Genomic DNA, 18,125 nt, shown 5'->3' with positions numbered 1-18,125 from the left:
TTCCCGTTGCATTGTCGTCATCTTTCTGGAACAATTATTAATGAAACTGTAATGTATAGCGATACTCTGGAGGTGGTGGTGGAGGCACCTGTTCCTGACAATACCATAGCGGATCTGGATACCAGGCTGCTCTCCAACTTCATCTATGAGCTGAACATCGCCCGCCGCCATGTCACCTCCTACCCCAGCAATCACCCCATTATCGGCACAGCCGTCGAAAAGGTTCTGCAGCTTCTCACCGCACTGCTCTCCAACAGAAACACTTTTACCCTCGGCATAGCAAAGAATGCCCTCCTTGTCGGAGAAACCTTTCTCGACCGGAGCAACCCGGTCTACTGTGACCTGGCCAATCTCCTCTTCGGCCATGGCATTGCCGCCGTTACCTTTCACAAACAGCTGACTCCGAAAGAACTCCTCGCCTTTTACGGTCTCATCATTCTCAAGCGGGAACAGGTTGAGGAAGAAGGTGGCCTGACCGAAGCCCTGGCACGAAGAGAAATTACCGGCATCCAGGTACAAACCATCGACTACCGCGCGTTTCAGACCACCGAAGAGGAACTCCTCGACGGAACGCGACAGCCAATTGCCCAAGAGCAGCCATCATTCCTGTGGGAAAACTTCGCCCGCGGTCTCATGGCGGGAAGCCTTGGCCAGGAAGGCCAACTGGTCGACATCGATCCGGCGGTACTCGCCGAACTGCTGAACCGCGGGCATGAACAGGGGCAGGGAGCCAAAACGGGCCGTGATTTCCAAGACTATGCCGACACCATTACCCGTTTCATCCAGCAATTGGAAAAGGAGAGGCGTAGCGGCACGCGGCAGGAAATGATCCGCCGCCTTGCCACCTTCATTTCCCGCCTCTCCCCTGAATTACGCAGCCAGTTTATCAACAGCGTCTTCTCTTCCCTGGCCAACAGTCCGGGGCTCGCAGAATCGGTACTTTCCAGGATCCCCGAAGAGGCGGTCATCAGTGCCCTCGAAGAGCTGAATTCCCGACAGGAGAGCCTTCCCCAGATGATGCTGGGGATCATCGGCCGGCTTTCCGGCAACCTGGCGGAGAAGGTCGCTCTCATGCCCCCGGAAACGGCGACTGACGCTGGAGACAGCGTCGAAGAACGGCTCCGGACCATTTTCAAGGAAGACAGTCTGGACAAGTTTCTACCGGAAAACTACCAGCAACAGCTTCAATCGATAGTGGCACAAGGCATGGTGGTTACTGCGGCAGACCAATCGGAAATCGAGGAACTGAAACAGACCCTCTCCAGCCACATCATCGAGGAACGGATCAGCAGCATCATTCTCGACATCCTTCATGCATCGCCGGCCGACTGCGATCTGGTGGTCATGGAGAGGAACCTTGTCGATCTCTGCGCCTATTTTCTCGGTTTGGGAGACTTCACGGCGCTGGTAAACATCTATTCGCGCATGCTACAGCAGGCTTCCGCCAGCCAGGACCACTTGCAGCAGGAAATTCTCGGTGTTTTCGCCAAAAAAGAATTCGTCGAAGAGGTCCTCAACGGGCTGAGATTCTGGGGAAAAACCAAATATTTTGAGATCGGCTCGTTAATCGACATGGTCGGCGAGCCTTTTGTCGAGCCTCTCCTGGAAAGGCTGGCCGAAGAGCAGAGCATGTCCCTTCGCCGCTACTACATGGAACGACTCCAGACCATCGGTGTCGCTGCCAAGAATGCCGCCCTCGAGAGGCTGCGTGACAACCGCTGGTATTTCACCCGTAACCTGATCCTGTTGTTACGGAACCTGGAAGATCCCGGCGTTGTCGCTCCGTTGCGCCGGCTGACCGGCCACCCACACCCCAAGGTCCGCCAGGAAGCCATTCGGGCTCTGCTCCACTTCCGGGATGCCGAAGCAGACCGGTTGCTCATGCGCGCCCTGGCGAGTACCGACCAGGAAACGCTCCTCAATGCCGTACGCCTTGCCGAGGGGAGCAGCCACCCCGATATCCAGAAGAAACTGGTGGAAATCCTCAAGCATGGAGGGTTCTCCGGAAACGAATGCGAGCTGAAGAGTGCGGCCATTCACTCCCTCGGCATAATCGGCAACCCAGCGACGCTCCCGGAGCTCGAGCGACTGCTCTCGTCCCGATCACTCTTCCGTTCAGGACAGTTAAGCCGTCTCAAGGAGGAAGCGGTACAATCACTCAAGTTTTATCCCAAAACCGAGGTGGTTGCTCTCTTGAAGACCCTGGCCAAATCAGGCCAGAGCGAAGTCCGCCGGCACGCCGAAGAAATCTACCGTCTGCTGCAGGGGGGTGACAATGCATCCTGAGCAGGCAACATCCCTATATGCATTCATACGCCAACTGACCACTGCCGTTTCCACCGCGCTTCTCTACTCGCTTGACCATGAGCAGGTGCAGCGACTCTGTGCCGGGGCAGCGCAAAACCTGGCCCTGGCCCTGGGTGATGAACCGGGGCTTTCCCTGCTGGTTATCGACGATGAACTGGTTGCCTGGGATCGGCCACTTGAAACAAGCATGTACGTCAACCGGTTCTGCCAGGCGCTCAAGATTCGCGGTATTGGCCATCTCCGCCTGCTCAGGGAGGTTACGCCCCAGGAATTGCGACAGATGGTCCGACTCCTAAGTAAACCCCCTTTGCCCAACGATGAAATCCGCTCTTCGGAACATATTCGTTTCGGTCGGGTAGAAGTCAGGCAGTCTGAGGACAGCTCCGAAGCGTCTGCAGAAGACGCAGGTCACCGAAAGATCCGGTCTCTGGCGGATGTCCCCCTGGAGGAACTTTCCACCTTCATGGAGATTTACGAAGAGGCACGCGGCAACAAAAAGCTCAATGTCTCCGGAATTTCCGAGATCGTCGGCTGTTTCATCAACGCCTTTAAACAGGTTGCAGACCCGATCCTGGCTCTGGCTCCCCTTCGGGCTCTGGACGAATATACCTTTACCCATTCTACCAATGTCTGCATCCTCAATCTCGCCCAGGCCATGTCGCTGGGTATCGATGGAGCGCTCCTCCATGACATCGGTATAGCTGCCATGCTCCACGATATCGGCAAGCTCTACGTCCCTGAGGAGATTCTCACTAAACCGGGTAAACTTGACGACAGCGAATGGGACATGATCAAACAGCACCCGCTCCGGGGGGCACAACGACTCCTCGACACGCCGGGAGTTCCCCGTCTGGCAGTGGTAACAGCCTATGAACATCATCTGAAATTCAATCTCACCGGGTATCCCCGTGTCCAGGAAGGATGGCAGCAGAATCTCTGCAGCCAGATGACCACCATCTCCGATTTTTTCGATGCTCTGCGGACAAAGCGGTCCTATCGCGAGGCCATGGAATTTGCAAATATTTCCGCTATCATGCTGGACCTGTCGGGAACCGACCTGCACCCCCTCCTGACCCGCAATTTTCTCCAGATCATTTCCAGGCTGTCCGACGCAGTCTCCTCTGCTTCTCCTAAACCCGACACGCCGACACCCCCTTCGTCGACGCCCGAGCAAGGAACACCCTGATGCCCCAACAGATCTGGCCCAGATCGTTTCAGTATTTCCGCAACGTCAAGATGTTCCTGATCAGCCTCTGCGTGATCATCGCACTCTTTCTATGCGGCATTTTCTACCTGCTGTACGCAAAAACCACCGACCTGCTCTCAGAACGCATGCGAGAACAGGCGAGCACATACGCCGATCTTCTGCTCCACATGAAAAACTGGAACTATGATTACGGCGGAGTCTATGTTGAAAAAGGGGCAGGGGTAGAATCGAACCGTTACCTGCTCGGGCTCGGCGTCAATCCTGACGTCCACGCTGAATATGGCAGGGTTTTGACCTTGCGCAACCACGCCATTATGATGGATGAAATTTCCCGGCTTAGTGAACGAAATGACGGAACACGATTTCGGGCGGTCAGTCGAAAACCGCTGTCACCGGGGAATGTCCCTGACGAAACCGAAAAAACCGCCCTGCGTCAATTTGAACAGGGATCGCGAGAATTTTCACGTATTGAGGTAGATGCTTCGGGGAAACCACGCTTCCGCTATCTCCTGCCCCTGTTCGTTGAAGCAAGCTGCATGGAATGCCACCGGAGCCAGGGCTACCATGTGGGAAGCGTGATCGGAGCCATCAGCGTATCAACTCCCGCAACTCAGATGATGGACGAGATCGGTACAAACAAGAAACTGGTCATAGCAGCGGCAGTTCTAACCATTACCCTGCTGGTGGGAATCGTCTACTTCCTGACCTGGCGGCTGGTTATCAAGCTCGATGACGCACAGAAACAGCTGAAAAAGTTGGCATCAACCGATGAGTTGACCGGCCTGAAAAATAGACGCCAGATCATGCAACGGCTCGGCGAGGAGTTTGAGCGTTCCACGAGACTCGATGAGCCGCTCTGCATCATAATCCTGGATATCGATCATTTCAAACGGGTCAATGACACCTTTGGCCACCCCTGCGGAGATCAGGTTCTCAAGCAGGTAGCGCTCAGAATCAGTGACAGCCTCCGCCGTTACGACAGTGTCGGCAGGATCGGCGGTGAAGAGTTCATGATTGTCATGCCGGGAGCTTTTCTTGAAGATGCCCGGACCCTTGCCGAACGCCAGCTGCACACCATCCGCAACGAAAGCTTCAGCGACGGACAGAATACCTTCTCTCTGACCGTCAGCGCCGGTGTATCCATGCTCACAGCTTCTGACAAGCACGTTACAACCCTCATAAAGCGGGCAGACAACGCCCTGTATGCAGCAAAACAGAATGGTCGCGATCAGGTCATGGTCGCCTGACCGCACCCTCGCGCATCATACCCCGCTGTTCAGAGCGTCACCACCGGGGACATCCCCGTTTATCCCTCAACATATTGACCTTCCTAAACTTTCATCCGAATCAGGAAAAACGTGTTCAGGGAATCACCAGATCAGATCATTGTGCTTTCTTGCCATGCCGCCGCATTAGACGCGCAGTTTTAAGGTGTTACGATTATTATTTCGTTAGATGAAGTTTGGTATCCACCTTGTAATCAGCTCGATATGGGCAACAAGGGGGCTACCGTATGAAACGGATCAGAATAGCAACTACGCGGATGACACTGGCAGGCGGAGCGATGATTCTCGCACTTCAACTGTTTTCGGCACGTCTGGAAGCGATGGAGGAGAACCTCATTGACGAAAGCACTTGCGCCTTTACGAAGCAGCTCCAGGACCCGAACAACAGAATGGAATTCTCAGCCCGGCTCAATGCAGCCAGGGAAGCGGCATCCTCTCCCTACGGGGAACGTACGCGCTATGCCGCCACCTACAGCGACAATACCGGGGAACCTATGGAGATCGACACCTTTTCTCTCGATTGCCTGGGATGCCATGATGGAATCAATGCCCGAATCCATAATATCCGCTACAAAAACAATGTCATGGATCGGACCAGCAGCATGGAAACTGTCCGCGGCAGCCACCCAATAGGCATGCACTACGGCAGCTACGCATACACCAGCAACCATTTACGCGGGCTAACCGAGCTCAATGAAGAAATGGTGCTTGTGGACGGCAAAGTCGGATGCCTCTCCTGTCACAATCCACTCAACCCCAACAAAAAACACCTTGCGAGCAAAAACCTCTGCCTCGGCTGCCATATCAAGTGAGGAGCATCATGAAACAGTCCATCAAAATGCAAACATCCGGCGATGAACACGCCATGCTCTTCCAGCAAGGGCTGGAACCGTTCTTTACAGTCATATCGGCTTCCAGACCCGACAACCTGCTCTGTACCCTCTCCAGATCTCTGAAAAAGGCAATGATTCTCCTGACCCTGAAACAGTGTAACGGCGATCACGACACAGTCTGTTCCCTTCTCGGCATAACCCGGACCCAGTTGGCCGCAGACATGTCGCAATGCGGTCTTCACCACCATTCTCCCGATGCATGACGCAGCAGTGCCAACAGCACTGAAGCAGGTCAGCTCTCCACCCCTTCGGGGGGCGTCCCGTCCAGCGCCAGCCGGTATTCGTGCAGCAGGCGCTCCCGTTTGTCGCAGCAGATAATATCCCACGGCAGGACCTCATCCAGCGGGATCGTTCGACAGACCTGGCGCTCCAGATCCACTCCCAGGTCCCGTGCGGCCCTGCGCCAGCTTCCCGTCTCGCCGGCCTTGAGCAGCAACGATGCAAGCCGTCGGTCTCCCCGTGACAGAAGTGCCTGAAACACCGCCTCCTTGATCCCCTCGAACTGTACCCGCACATTCGGCAGCCTGCCGCAGGTCTTGCGGAGAAAGGCCGCCTTCTTTTCCAGGATTGCCGCTCGCTCCATGCCGCACCACTGGAACGGGGTGAACGGCTTGGGGACAAAGGGGTTGACCGACAGGGTGAGCTGACCGAGGCGGCGGTTCCCCCGTGCCGTGGCGGCCATCTGGCTGCGGATATCCTCCACGAGCTGCACCATCTCCTCAAGGTCTGCCATGGTTTCGCCGGGAAACCCGACGATAAAGTAGAGCTTCAGGTTGAGGATATCGTGGCTGATCAGCCGCTCTGCTGCATCGAGGATCTGTTCCCGGGTTATCCCTTTGCGGATCATCGTCCGCAACCTCTGTGAAGCCCCTTCCGGTGCGAGGCTCACAGTTTTGTGCCCGCTTTCGACCAGGACCCGGATCATCTCGTCATCCAGGGCATCGATCCGGAGGGATGCGACCGATACCTTGCCCCCTTCGTCCCGGATGAAGCGGCAAAGCTGGCCGATCTTGCGGAAATCTCCCACTGCCGCCCCCACCAGGCCGATGCGCTGATGCCGCTCAAGGGCTTTTCTGACCTGTTCCCGCACCGATTCCAGCGAACGCTGCCGGTACGGCTCGTAGATGAAGCCTGCCGCGCAGAACCGGCAGCCGCGCGGGCACCCCCGGGAAAGCTCTACCAGGTACATGTCGCCGAATTCGGTCTCAGGAGTAAATAGCTGCGAACCGGTCTGCGCCGTATCGAGTTCAGCGGCCCACTGCCGCTGGACACAGGGTGACAGCCCCTCCGCAGGCCGGATCGCGGTCACCGCATCTCCGTCATAACTGACCGTGTAGAACGAGGGGACATACATCCCCGGACAGGTGGCCGCAGTGCGGAGAAAGGCAGAGCGCTCGCCATCACTGCTGGTTCTGAGCAGGTCGAGGAGTTTGGGTATCAGGACCTCCCCCTCGCCGAGACAGATCAGATCAATGAACTCGGCAACCGGCTCCGGGTTGAGAAACAGCGCCGCTCCGCCGGCAATGACCAACGGAAAGGCGCTCGAACGTTCCGATGCCAGGGGGGGGATGTTTGCCAATGCCAGCAGTTGGGGGATGTGCAGGTAATCGGTTTCAAAGGAGACGGAAAAGGCGATCAGGTCGAAATCGGCCAGCGGCCGTTGGGTCTCTAGGGAAAGCAGTCTGGTATTGCTTGCCGCATATTCGGCGAGATCGGTGGGTTCGGGGAGAAAGGCGCGTTCGCAGACCACATCCTGGCAATCGTTGAGCAGGGCATAGACAGCCTGGAATCCCAGGTTGCTCATCCCGGTCCGGTAGTGGTTGGGATAAACCAGGCAGACGGTCAGCTTCCCCCCCCACCCCTTGACCACCGAGCCCTCTTCCCCGGCCAGGATCCGGCGGTATTTTTCAGCTATTTTCCAGGACATGCCGCATCGTACCATGGCGGGGAATGGAGTCCCAACAGAAAAAAACCCGGTCACCTCTCGGGGAAAGAGGGACCGGGCATCTGACTGCCGGAAGGTGGTGGGGACTCCCGGCACATGGACCAGAACATCTGGCAGATGGGAATAGGGGGCTAACAGGGTGCTCGGCACCCTTCGCACGGCGTATCTATGGGTGTTGCGTCAGTCTACCGACTTGCGCAGGAACGTCGGGATATCGTACTGCTCGTCATACTCGTCTACGAGAAAACTGCTCTGCCGGGGGGTGGCAACATCGCGCCGCTCCCGCATGAAGGTCGGCACTTCTCGGCTTTCGCCCCTGGCAGCGATGGGCGACACCTTCCGCATTTCCTGCCGGCTCTTCTCGATGTCGAAACGGTCACCGAAGCCGGTGGCAATGGCAGTTATCTTGATGGTATCTCCCAGGTCCTCGTCGATCACCAGACCGACGATGATGTTGGCATCTTCATGGACCTTTTCGTGGATGACCCGGCTGGCAGCGTCGAACTCCTCCATGGTCATGGAAGAGGACCCGGAGATATTGACCAGCACCCCCTTTGCCCCGGAGATGTCGATATCTTCCAGAAGCGGGCTGGAGATGGCGCGAGTTGCCGCATCCACTGCCCGGTTCTCGCCCGAGGCCATGCCGATACCCATCATGGCCATGCCGCGCTCGCTCATGATGGCGCGAACATCGGCAAAGTCCACGTTGATCATGCCATGGGTGGTGATGAGGTCGGAGATACCCTGCACGGCCTGGCGCAGGACGTCATCGGACGGCTTGAAGGCATCGAGAATCGACATCGACTTGCCGGCAAGCCCCAGCAGCCTGTCGTTGGGGATCACGATCAGGGAATCGACGTGCTTCTTGAGATCGCGGATACCCTCTTCGGCCTTGGCCAGCCGCTGCTTCCCTTCCCGGCTGAACGGCTTGGTCACCACGCCAACGGTAAGAGCACCCGCCTCGCGGGCCGCCTCGGCGATGATCGGTGCCGCACCGGTGCCGGTACCGCCACCCATACCGGCGGCGATGAAGATCATGTCCGCGCCGGCAAGGGTTGCGGAGAGCCTGTCCCGGTCTTCCATGGCGGCATCACGGCCGACGTTGGGATTGGCGCCTGCTCCGAGCCCCTTGGTCAGCTGGCTGCCGAGCTGAACCTTGGTCGGTGCCTGATTGGTCCGGAGTGCCTGTGCATCGGTGTTTGCAACAATGAAATCAACACCGTGCATGTTTTGGGCAATCATCGTATTGACAGCGTTTCCCCCACCACCGCCAACCCCGATCACCTTGATCTTTGCGTTCTGGTCAATACTCTCATCGAACATGAACATACCCTACCCCCTTTTGTGATCTGCCACCACAGACAGTTTATTGAACAAAACCTCAATCCCCTAGAAAAACTCCCCGAACCACTCCTTCATCCTCCTGCTGACCCTTCGGAACAGGTTGTCATCGCTTTGGGAGGTTGGAAACTCGCGGATTCCCAGGTTCTTGCTCCCGTAGATGACCAGTCCGACACCGGTTGCGTAGGCCGGCGTGTTGACCACGTCAACCAGGCCGCCGATCTGCTGCGGCAGGCCGCGGCGCACCGGGAGATTGAAGACCTGCTCCGCCAGTTCCGGCATCCCCTCAAGGATGGTGCTGCCTCCGGTAATGACCACGCCGGAGGCGATCAGGTCCTCGAAACCGCTTTTTACCAGTTCCCGGTTGACCAGGGAGAAGATCTCCTCCACCCGCGGCTCCAGGATCTCCGCCAGAAGCTGCCGCGACAGGATGCGCGGCTTGCGGCCCCCCACGCTCGGCACTTCGATGGTTTCGTCCTTCCCCACCAGCGAGGCCATGCAACAACCGTATTTCTGCTTGATCTTCTCGGCTTCAGCCATGGGAGTACGCAAACCCACAGCGATATCGTTGGTCAGGTGATTGCCCCCCAGGGAAAGCACCGAGGTATGCTTGATGGCACCGTCCACAAAGATGGCGATATCGGTGGTCCCGCCCCCCACGTCGATCAGGGCGACCCCCAGCTCCTTCTCGTCCGGGGAAAGGACCGCCTCGGATGAGGCGAGCTGCTCCAGGACGATATCCGCCACATCGAGCCCTGCGCGGTTACACGACTTGATGATGTTCTGCGCGCTGGCAACGGCACCCGTAACAATATGGACCTTTGCCTCCAGGCGGACCCCGCTCATCCCCAGAGGTTCGCGGATGCCGTCCTGATCATCGATGATGAACTCCTGGGGGAGGATATGGATCACCTCGCGATCCATGGGAATCGCCACGGCCTTGGCGGCATCGATCACCCGCTTCACATCGTCGGGCGTCACTTCGCGGTTCTTGATGGCGATGATCCCCTGCGAGTTGAAGCCTCGGATATGCCCGCCGGCGATCCCGGCATAGACCGACTTGATCTCGCAACCAGCCATCAGTTCGGCCTCTTCCACCGCCTTGCGAATGGCCGCCACCGTGCTCTCGATATTGATCACCACTCCTTTGCGGAGCCCCCGTGACGGACTTGTGCCGATCCCGACGATCTCGATGCCGTCTTCGGTCACATTTCCGACAATGGCACAGATTTTTGTGGTCCCAATGTCGAGTCCGACCAGCAGGTTTTCCCGTTTACCGGACATAGCTCCCCCCCTTAGATTTCTGCTTTTTTACTATAGTTCGATCCGTAAAGTCGAGGTCTATGTTGTCCAGTTCAAACCGGTGTCCCTGCAGGTCCCGATAGACGATATCGAGCCCTCCGTCGCTGAAACTGCCGACCAGTGCACAGATCCGGGCAGTACCAATATCGAAGCCATCAATGACCTCTTCCTGTTTGCTGGACATCACTTCCCCCCTTTAACTGGTTTTCACGACGATCTTGTCATTGTAATCCAGATCGATATACTCCAGAGTCTGCATCTGGGCCTGCACAGTTCCATATATCCTTGCCAGACGCTCCAGCTTGGCGACAAAGTCAGTTCTGCCGAGTCGCACGGGAACTCCCCGCTGCACCGTAAAGAGTGTGAATCCGTATCCCTTGTCGTAATGTATCTCCGACACATCCTCCAGTTTGAACGCTGCACCCTTTCTAAGCAGTGCAACGATCTCCAGCATCGCCTTGATGGCCTCTTTGGTACCTGCCTGGTCCTTGGCCAGCTCTTCTTCATTGATGCCGGTGAAGATCGGGAAATCGAGCCGGTCTCCTTCCATCAGCGGCTTGAAGATCTCCCCCTTAGCGTTCAGGTAGTAGAGATAGCCCATGCTTGCCACTGCCACCGGCTCCTGTTCAACTACCTCGATGGCAATAGTGTGCGGCAGATACCGTCGGATACGCACCTTCTCGATCCAGGGGTTTTTCGCCAGCTGCTCACCCATCCTGCCGAGGCGGAGCCTGAGCAGATCGTCACCGACCTTTATGCCGGCCTGGTCTATGACATCCTCGCGGGAGAGACGTTTGAGCGCGCTGACCTCGATACGCTCCAGCTTGAAAAAGGAGGTCCTGGCAATGAGGCTGTATGCCTCGTATCCGATCACCCCTGCCAGCGTCGCCACCACCAGACCTCCGGCAACACGGGCACCCTTTTTGAGAAATCCGCGGATATTGAGTGGCCGACGTTCGCGCTTCATACGGTTCTGCGCCACGCGGGTCGGTTTCCCCCGGTGCTGCGATCCGTTCAGCTTGCGACTTGCCGGTACCGCCATCGTTCTCCCGCCCCTAGCCTTTGATCTTCAGTGCTGCCGAGCTGACGATTTCCTCGACCAGCGTGGTGAATCCGTATCCTGCACCCTGGGCAATCTCCGGCAACAGCGACAGGGCAGTCATTCCCGGCAGGGTGTTGACCTCCAAGAGGTAACACTCGGCCTCTTCGGTCACCAGGAAATCGACCCGGCTGTAGCCGGCGCACCCCAGGCAACAATGGGCTCTTTCACCCTGGCGCAGCACCGAATCGTACAGCGGCTGCGGCAGGGGCGCGGGGAGGATATGCTCGGCCATGCCCGCGGTGTACTTTGCCTCGAAATCGTAGAATTCCCGCTTCGGAACGATTTCGATCGCGCCCAGGGCACGGTCGTTGAGGATTCCCACCTGGATCTCCCGCCCCTTGATATATTTCTCCACCAGGATCTCATCATCGTACGTCCAGGCCAGGGTCAGGGCCGGAGCCAGCTCCAGGTCGGCCCGGACGATGCTCACGCCGACGGACGATCCTTCCTGCGACGGCTTCACCACCACCGGCAGACCGAATCCCGCCTCTTCCGGGTCGAACGAATCGCCGGAGCGGAGGACCCGGTAGGGGGCGACCGTCAAACCGCTGGCTGCGAACACCACCTTGGCCACGACCTTGTTCATGGCCAGCGCGCTGGCCAGGACGCCAGAACCGGTGTAGGGAATCCCCATGACCTCCAGGAGCCCCTGGATGGTGCCATCCTCCCCGAGCCGGCCATGCAGGCAGATGAAGGCCACCTCGATCCGCTCGGATGCCAGGCGTTCGGCAATGTCCCTTCCCACATCCACGGCCACTGCCTGGTAGCCCATTTCCAGGAGGGCACCGAGGACTGCCCGGCCGCTGTTGAGGGAAACCTCCCGTTCTGCCGAAAGCCCCCCCATCAACACGCCGATCCGCTTTCTTTTCATATCTTCACGAGTCATATGACTGTATCCTCGCCGACGATCTTGACCTCTTCCTCCAGCATGATGCCGCTCCCCACGCTGACCCGCTGCTTGATCATCCCGGCAAGCTCCAGGAAATCCCCTGCCGTTGCGCCGCCCCGGTTAACCAGAAAATTGCAGTGCACCTCGGAAACCTGGGCGCCGCCGATCCTGGCGCCTCTGAGGCCAGCCGCCTCGATCAGGCGCCATGCCTCTGTGCCGGCAGGATTCTTGAAAAACGATCCGGCATTGGGAAAACCGACCCGCTGGCTCGTCTGGCGATGCTCCCGGTAGACCTCAAGCAGCTGGTCGATGGCCCTGGTATCGCCGGGGGAGAGCCCGAGTTCCGCAGCCACAATCACCTCTCCCTCGGCAAGCCGGTGGTACCGGTAGCCGAAGCTGCGTTGCGTGCCGTCCCACTCCCGCATCTGACCGCCGCACCAGGTGAAAAGCCGCTCCACCAGCTCCATCACCGACGAGCCGTGCGCCCCGGCATTGACCGCCAGGGCTCCGCCGACCGTGCCAGGAATCATGCCGAGGAACTCAAGCCCTGCCAGCGCCTCATGCCGGCAGAACCGGACCAGCTCGCGGTTGTCCAGCCCGGCCTCGACCCTGATCCTGCTTCCCGTCAAGCGCTCAACCTTTCCGAGCCGGGCCAGCGAGACGACCAGACCGCGAAACCCTCCGTCCCGCACCAGCAGGTTGTACCCCCCGCCGACGACCAGCAGCGGCGTTTCGGTCCTGGTGGCCAGGGCCAAAAGCCCCAGCAGATCGTCCCGATCTGCCGGGATCGCGAACCAGTCTGCCGGTCCGCCGACCTTCAACGAGGTGTGGCCGGCAAGCGGTTCATTCTCCAGCACCTCTCCCCGCAGGTTGGCGCGCAACTCCGCGGCAAAGAGATCTCTCACTGGGCAGCCATCAACCGTTTCAGTAGCTCTTCGCCGGTCTGCCAGAGATTCCCCGCCCCCAGCGTCAGCACGATGTCACCGTCGCGGACCACCTCCTGCAGCTGCTCACAGAGCAGATCGCGGTCGGCGATGTAGGTCACGTCCTTCTGCCCGTGCTGCTTGATGCTCGCGGCGAGCTTCTCCGCGGAGATGCCGGGGATCGGCGTCTCCCCTGCAGGGTAGATATCGGTCAGAAGCAGCAGATCGGCGTCGTAGAAGCAGGTGACGAATTCGCTGAACAGCTCCTTGGTCCGGGTATAGCGGTGAGGCTGGAATGCCACCACCAGCCGCCGCTCGGGCCAGCCGTTCTTTGCCGCCGACAGGGTAGCACGGATCTCCGCAGGGTGATGGCCGTAATCGTCGACGATCATGATGCCGTCGACCTCACCCTTCACCTGGAAGCGCCGACCGACCCCGCCGAACTTGGCAAAACCCTCCTGGATCTGGCCGAACGGCACGTCCAACTCCATGGCCACCGCGATGCAGGCCAGGGCGTTCAGGACGTTGTGGGCGCCGGGCATCTTGAAGGTCACCTCGCCCATGCGGTACCCCTTGTAATGGGCTATGAACGACGTGGTGTTGCCGACCAGCCTGATATGGGTCGCCCGGATATCGGCCTGGGAGGTGAGACCATAGGTCACGAACCGTTTCTTCACCAGCGGCAGTATCTCGGCAATGTTCCGATCCTCCAGGCAGAGGACAGCCAGGCCGTAAAAGGGGATTTTGTTGATGAAATCGACAAAGGTTTCCTTGATCTGCTCGATTCCACCACTGTAAAAATCGAGATGATCCGCATCGATATTGGTCACCACCGCAATGGTGGGTGAGAGCTTGAGAAACGAGCCGTCGGACTCGTCGGCCTCGGCCACCAGGAATTTCCCCTGCCCCAGCTTGGCGTTGCTCCCCAGGGTATTCAGCTTGCCGCCGATCACGATGGTCGGATCGATCCCCCCCTGGGTCAGAACCGTGGCGACCATGGAGGTGGTGGTGGTCTTGCCGTGCGTCCCGGCGATGGCGATGCCGTATTTCATCCGCATCAGCTCGGCGAGCATCTCCGCACGGGGGATGACCGGAATCAGCTGGCTCTTCGCTTCGATCACCTCGGGGTTATCGTCGTGCACCGCCGTAGAGGTTACCACCACATCCACATTGGTTAGGTTTTCCCTCGCATGGCCGATGTAAATCTCTCCACCCAGCATGGCCAGCCGTTCGGTCGTTTCCGACTGCCGCAGGTCCGAGCCCGAAACCTGATACCCCAGGTTGAGAAGCACTTCCGCGATGCCGCTCATGCCGATGCCGCCGATGCCGACGAAATGGATTTTCTCGATCTTACCGTACATATGGCTCCCTCTGGTCGCCAGGCTGAGGTTTTCTCAACCTTTCATTTTCAGCATCTCGTCGACGATCATCTTTGCCGCATCCGGCAGTGCCAGACTCCGGGCGTTGCTTCCCACCGCGGCAAGACGCTCCGGGTCGGCGGCGAGTTCCCGTATCGTGCCAGCCAGCCGCTCCCCGGACAGTTCTCGCTCCAACAGCATGAAGCCCGCATCCTTCTTGAGCATTGCCTCTGCATTACGGCGCTGATGGTCGTCCACCGCATGGGGAAACGGGATGAACAGGCATGCCTTGCCGCAGGCCGTCACCTCGGCCAGGGTGGTCGCGCCTGCCCTGCAGACCAGCAGATCCGCCCGGCGGTATGCTGCTGCCATGTCGTCGATGAACGGAAGCACCGTTGCCCGGATCCCGGCCTGTTCATACGCCGCCCGTACCTCTGCCAGATCCTTGTCGCCGGTCTGGTGAAGCACAACGACCCTTTCGCGCAGGTCGGCAAGGTGGGATGCAGCGGCAATGCACGCCTGGTTGATGCTGTGAGCCCCCTGGCTGCCGCCGAATACCAGCAGGTTCAGGACCTTGTCCCCCCCGGCCGGCTCGCCTGCATCCCCCGCAACGATCTCCTTGCGCACCGGGTTGCCGGTCATGGTGGTCCTGCCCTCGGGGAAGAATTTTTCCGCCTCGTCGAACGAGATGAAGATCTGGTCGGCGAATCTGGCCAGCAGCCGGTTGGTGAGCCCTGGTATGGCATTCTGCTCGTGGACGAAATAGCCGATCTGCATGCCGCGAGCCGCCATACAGAGCGGCGCGGAGGCATACCCACCCACTCCGAGCACCAGGTCGGGCTGGAATCGTTTCAGGATCTTGCGCGACTCGGCATAGCCATAGGCAAACAGGGCAAGGCCTTTGATCTTCGCCAGGCCGTTCTTGCCGCGCACGCCTGACGCCGGGATGCACTCAAGAGGCATGCCGAGCCTGGGCAGCACCCGCGCCTCGATCCCCCGCTCCGTGCCGACAAACAGGATTTCGTTTCTCGGGTCGCGGGAGAGAAACTCCTCTGCCACCGAGATGCCGGGAAAAAGATGCCCACCGGTTCCGCCTCCCGCGATTATGAGTTTCATGCCAGCCCCCGCATACGTGACGAGATATTGAGCACGATTCCCACAGCAAACAGGCTGATGAGCAGCGAACTCCCACCGTAACTGATAAAGGGGAGTGCCAGGCCTTTGGTCGGCAGCAGACCGGTCACAACCCCTATGTTGACAAACGCCTCGATACCGAGCAGCACGGCAATACCGAAGGCCAGAAACCTGCCGAACAGATCCTCGGCATTGATCGCCACCCTGATGGTCCGCCAGACCAGGAGAAAGAACATGGCGGCAATCACGATCACCCCGATGAAGCCGAGCTCTTCACCCACAACCGAGAGGATGAAATCGGTATGGGCTTCGGGCAGGTAGAAGAGTTTCTGCTTCCCCTCTCCCAGACCCTGGCCCAGCACGCCGCCGGTGCCGAAGGCGAGCCACGACTGGATGATCTGGAAACCACTGTTACTCGGGTCTTCCCACGGGTTGAGAAACGCCAGGATTCGCCGGCGGCGGTAATCCACGTTCATCACCAGGAAATAGAGGAACGGCAATACCATCAGGAACATGGAAATTATGTAGGTCGGCCGGGTCCCGGCGGCAAAGAGCATCACGATGGAAACCACTGCCAGCGTCAACGCCGCGCCAAGATCGGGCTGCTTGAGCAGCAGTCCGAGCAGGACCGCCAGCACCACCATATAGGGGAGGAAGCCGCTGGAGAAGAACCTGACCTTGTCCTGCTTCTTGTCCAGTGAGTAGGCCATGTACATGATCAGTGCGATCTTCGCCATTTCCGAGGGCTGCAGGGAAAACCCCGGCAGGCGGATCCAGCGGGCCGCGCCGCCGGCACTCCCGCCGATACCCGGAATGAGAACCAGCACCAGCAAGGCCAGGCATGACAGCAGTATCGGCACGGCAGCCTTGCGCCAGACGTGATAGTCGAGGCTCATGGCGGCATACATGAGGCCGAACCCGATCAGGGCAAAGACCCCTTGCCGCTTGAGGAAATAAAAGCTGTCATGATACCGTTTCGTTGCCATAACCGATGAAGCTGAATAGACCATCACGATGCCGAAGCAGGTGAGCGCCACCACCATCAGGAGAATGACTATGTCGCAGGCGGCAAGTCGCTTCATGCGCCTCCTCCGGCAGCCAGGGCTCTGACCAGAGCCTTGTAGCGCTCGGCCCGCTCTTCGTAATCGCGGAACATGTCGAAACTGGAGCAGGCCGGGGAAAACAGTACTACCCCACCGCGCCCGGTTACCCGGGCCGCCATGCCGACCGCCTCTTCCAGGCTGCCTGCCAGCTTCGTATCGGTGAGCCCGCCCAGTTCATGCGCCATCCGCTCTTTGGCCTCGCCGATCAGGATCATGCAGCGGACCCGCTCCCGCACGAGATCGGCCAGGGGGGCATAGGATCCACCCTTGTCCTTGCCTCCTGCGATCAACGTAATATCGTTGAAACTCGCCAGGGCCTTTTCCACGCTCCCGACGTTGGTCGCCTTGCTGTCCTCGTACCAGGCAACACCGTCCAGTTCCCGCACCAACTCCATCCGGTGAGGGAGGCCGCGGAAATTCTCCACCGCCAACCGGGCGCGGTCGGCGGGACAGCCGGTGATCAGGGTAGCGGCCAGGCTGGCCATGATGTTCTCGATGTTGTGGACCCCCTTGATGCGAAACGCTGTCGTGGGAATGATCTCTTCGCGCCCTTCCCAGCGAAAGACGATCTCGCCTTCGCGATGGTAGATCCCCTGGGAAAGCTCCCGGCGCTGGCTCATCGGAATCACCCGTGCAGCCAGTCGCTCGGCAATGCCGGCAACGATCGGGTCGTCCATGTTCATGACCGCAAAGTCTTCACCGGTCTGGTTTTCAAAGATCCTTACCTTGGCATCGATATATTCCTGGTAGTTGGTATAACGGTCCAGATGGTCTTCGCTGATGTTCAGGAGCACGGCCACCCGGGGCCTGAATTGTTCGATTCCCTCCAGTTGAAAGGAGGAAAGCTCCACCACCACCCGCTCCACGCTCTGTCCGCTCTCCACCAGTTCGATGAGCGGGTTGCCGATGTTGCCGCCGACAAAGGTCGTGAACCCGCAGCCGGCACAGATCTCGCCGGTCAGTGTCGTGGTGGTCGTCTTGCCGTTGGTACCGGTGATAGCGATCAGGGGTGCGGTGATGAAACGGCTGGCCAGTTCGATCTCGCTGATGATGGTGCGACCGTGTGCCCGCGCCAGTACCAGCGGTTTGATGTCCATCGGCACGCCTGGGCTGACCACGATCAGGTCTGCCCCAAGGAATGTCGCGTCGGAGTGCCCACCGAGCTCCAGGGCGACTTCAGTGCCTGCCAGCTGCTCCAGGAAGGGAGCCAGGGCGGATTCGTCCTTCATGTCGGTGATGATCGTCCGGGCGCCGCGCGACGCGACGAATCGCGCCACTGCAACCCCAGTACGGGCCAGTCCGACAACCACTATCCGCTTATCCGCAAGTTCCATA

General features: G+C 59.0%; 16 protein-coding genes. 5 read left to right on the top strand and 11 right to left on the bottom strand.

Annotated features, from left to right (window positions below; translation table 11 throughout):
- The first annotated feature begins 51 nt into the window (after positions 1-51).
- From GJT30_12730 to GJT30_12710, 5 genes are all read left to right on the top strand, one after another.
- Entirely contained in the window at positions 52-2,286 is a 2,235-nt protein-coding gene (locus tag GJT30_12730; protein MSM40473.1) for a hypothetical protein, read from the top strand.
- Positions 2,276-3,493, top strand: a complete 1,218-nt coding sequence (locus tag GJT30_12725) for an HD domain-containing protein (GenBank protein ID MSM40472.1) — start codon at positions 2,276-2,278, stop codon at positions 3,491-3,493. Before GJT30_12730 ends, GJT30_12725 begins: the two co-directional genes overlap by 11 nt.
- Positions 3,493-4,761: a diguanylate cyclase gene (locus GJT30_12720; GenBank protein ID MSM40471.1), complete on the top strand. Its 1,269-nt coding sequence runs from the start codon at positions 3,493-3,495 to the stop codon at positions 4,759-4,761. The genes GJT30_12725 and GJT30_12720 overlap by 1 nt, the downstream gene beginning before the upstream one ends.
- 266 nt (positions 4,762-5,027) lie before the next feature.
- Positions 5,028-5,612, top strand: coding sequence for a hypothetical protein (locus GJT30_12715; GenBank protein ID MSM40470.1), 585 nt, complete (start codon positions 5,028-5,030; stop codon positions 5,610-5,612).
- Between the two features lie 8 nt (positions 5,613-5,620).
- Positions 5,621-5,896: a hypothetical protein gene (locus GJT30_12710; protein MSM40469.1), complete on the top strand. Its 276-nt coding sequence runs from the start codon at positions 5,621-5,623 to the stop codon at positions 5,894-5,896.
- 29 nt (positions 5,897-5,925) lie between these two features.
- On the opposite strand, the gene GJT30_12705 is transcribed toward GJT30_12710, so the two are convergent.
- The 11 genes from GJT30_12705 to murD form a co-directional block, all read right to left on the bottom strand.
- Complete coding sequence (locus tag GJT30_12705; GenBank protein ID MSM40468.1) at positions 5,926-7,620, bottom strand: radical SAM protein; 1,695 nt, start codon at positions 7,618-7,620, stop codon at positions 5,926-5,928.
- 198 nt (positions 7,621-7,818) lie between these two features.
- Positions 7,819-8,967 carry a cell division protein FtsZ gene (gene ftsZ, locus GJT30_12700; GenBank protein ID MSM40467.1) on the bottom strand — a complete coding sequence of 383 codons (1,149 nt, stop codon included), beginning with the start codon at positions 8,965-8,967 and terminating at the stop codon, positions 7,819-7,821.
- 60 nt (positions 8,968-9,027) lie between these two features.
- A complete protein-coding gene (ftsA, locus tag GJT30_12695; GenBank protein ID MSM40466.1) occupies positions 9,028-10,263 on the bottom strand; it encodes a cell division protein FtsA in 1,236 nt (411 codons plus the stop codon).
- Positions 10,253-10,465, bottom strand: a complete 213-nt coding sequence (locus GJT30_12690; protein MSM40465.1) for a hypothetical protein — start codon at positions 10,463-10,465, stop codon at positions 10,253-10,255. The genes ftsA and GJT30_12690 overlap by 11 nt, the downstream gene beginning before the upstream one ends.
- 12 nt (positions 10,466-10,477) lie before the next feature.
- Positions 10,478-11,323: an FtsQ-type POTRA domain-containing protein gene (locus GJT30_12685; protein ID MSM40464.1), complete on the bottom strand. Its 846-nt coding sequence runs from the start codon at positions 11,321-11,323 to the stop codon at positions 10,478-10,480.
- Positions 11,324-11,336: 13 nt separating this feature from the next.
- Positions 11,337-12,269, bottom strand: a complete 933-nt coding sequence (locus GJT30_12680) for a D-alanine--D-alanine ligase (protein MSM40463.1) — start codon at positions 12,267-12,269, stop codon at positions 11,337-11,339.
- Positions 12,266-13,177 carry a UDP-N-acetylmuramate dehydrogenase gene (gene murB, locus GJT30_12675; protein ID MSM40462.1) on the bottom strand — a complete coding sequence of 304 codons (912 nt, stop codon included), beginning with the start codon at positions 13,175-13,177 and terminating at the stop codon, positions 12,266-12,268. Before murB ends, GJT30_12680 begins: the two co-directional genes overlap by 4 nt.
- Positions 13,174-14,556, bottom strand: a complete 1,383-nt coding sequence (locus tag GJT30_12670) for a UDP-N-acetylmuramate--L-alanine ligase (GenBank protein ID MSM40461.1) — start codon at positions 14,554-14,556, stop codon at positions 13,174-13,176. Before GJT30_12670 ends, murB begins: the two co-directional genes overlap by 4 nt.
- Before the next feature lie 33 nt (positions 14,557-14,589).
- On the bottom strand, positions 14,590-15,669 hold the full coding sequence (gene murG, locus GJT30_12665; protein MSM40460.1) for an undecaprenyldiphospho-muramoylpentapeptide beta-N-acetylglucosaminyltransferase: 1,080 nt from the start codon (positions 15,667-15,669) through the stop codon (positions 14,590-14,592).
- Positions 15,666-16,769, bottom strand: a complete 1,104-nt coding sequence (gene ftsW, locus GJT30_12660; GenBank protein ID MSM40459.1) for a putative lipid II flippase FtsW — start codon at positions 16,767-16,769, stop codon at positions 15,666-15,668. Before ftsW ends, murG begins: the two co-directional genes overlap by 4 nt.
- Positions 16,766-18,124 (bottom strand): UDP-N-acetylmuramoyl-L-alanine--D-glutamate ligase, encoded by a 1,359-nt coding sequence (gene murD, locus GJT30_12655; GenBank protein MSM40458.1) that lies wholly within the window; start codon positions 18,122-18,124, stop codon positions 16,766-16,768. Before murD ends, ftsW begins: the two co-directional genes overlap by 4 nt.
- Position 18,125: the final 1 nt, after the last annotated feature.

It is taken from the genome of Geobacter sp. (genome assembly GCA_009684525.1).
Lineage (GTDB): Bacteria > Desulfobacterota > Desulfuromonadia > Geobacterales > DSM-12255 > Geoanaerobacter.
Note: the sequence above shows the minus strand (reverse complement) of the source record. Positions and strands in the feature narration are given on the sequence as shown.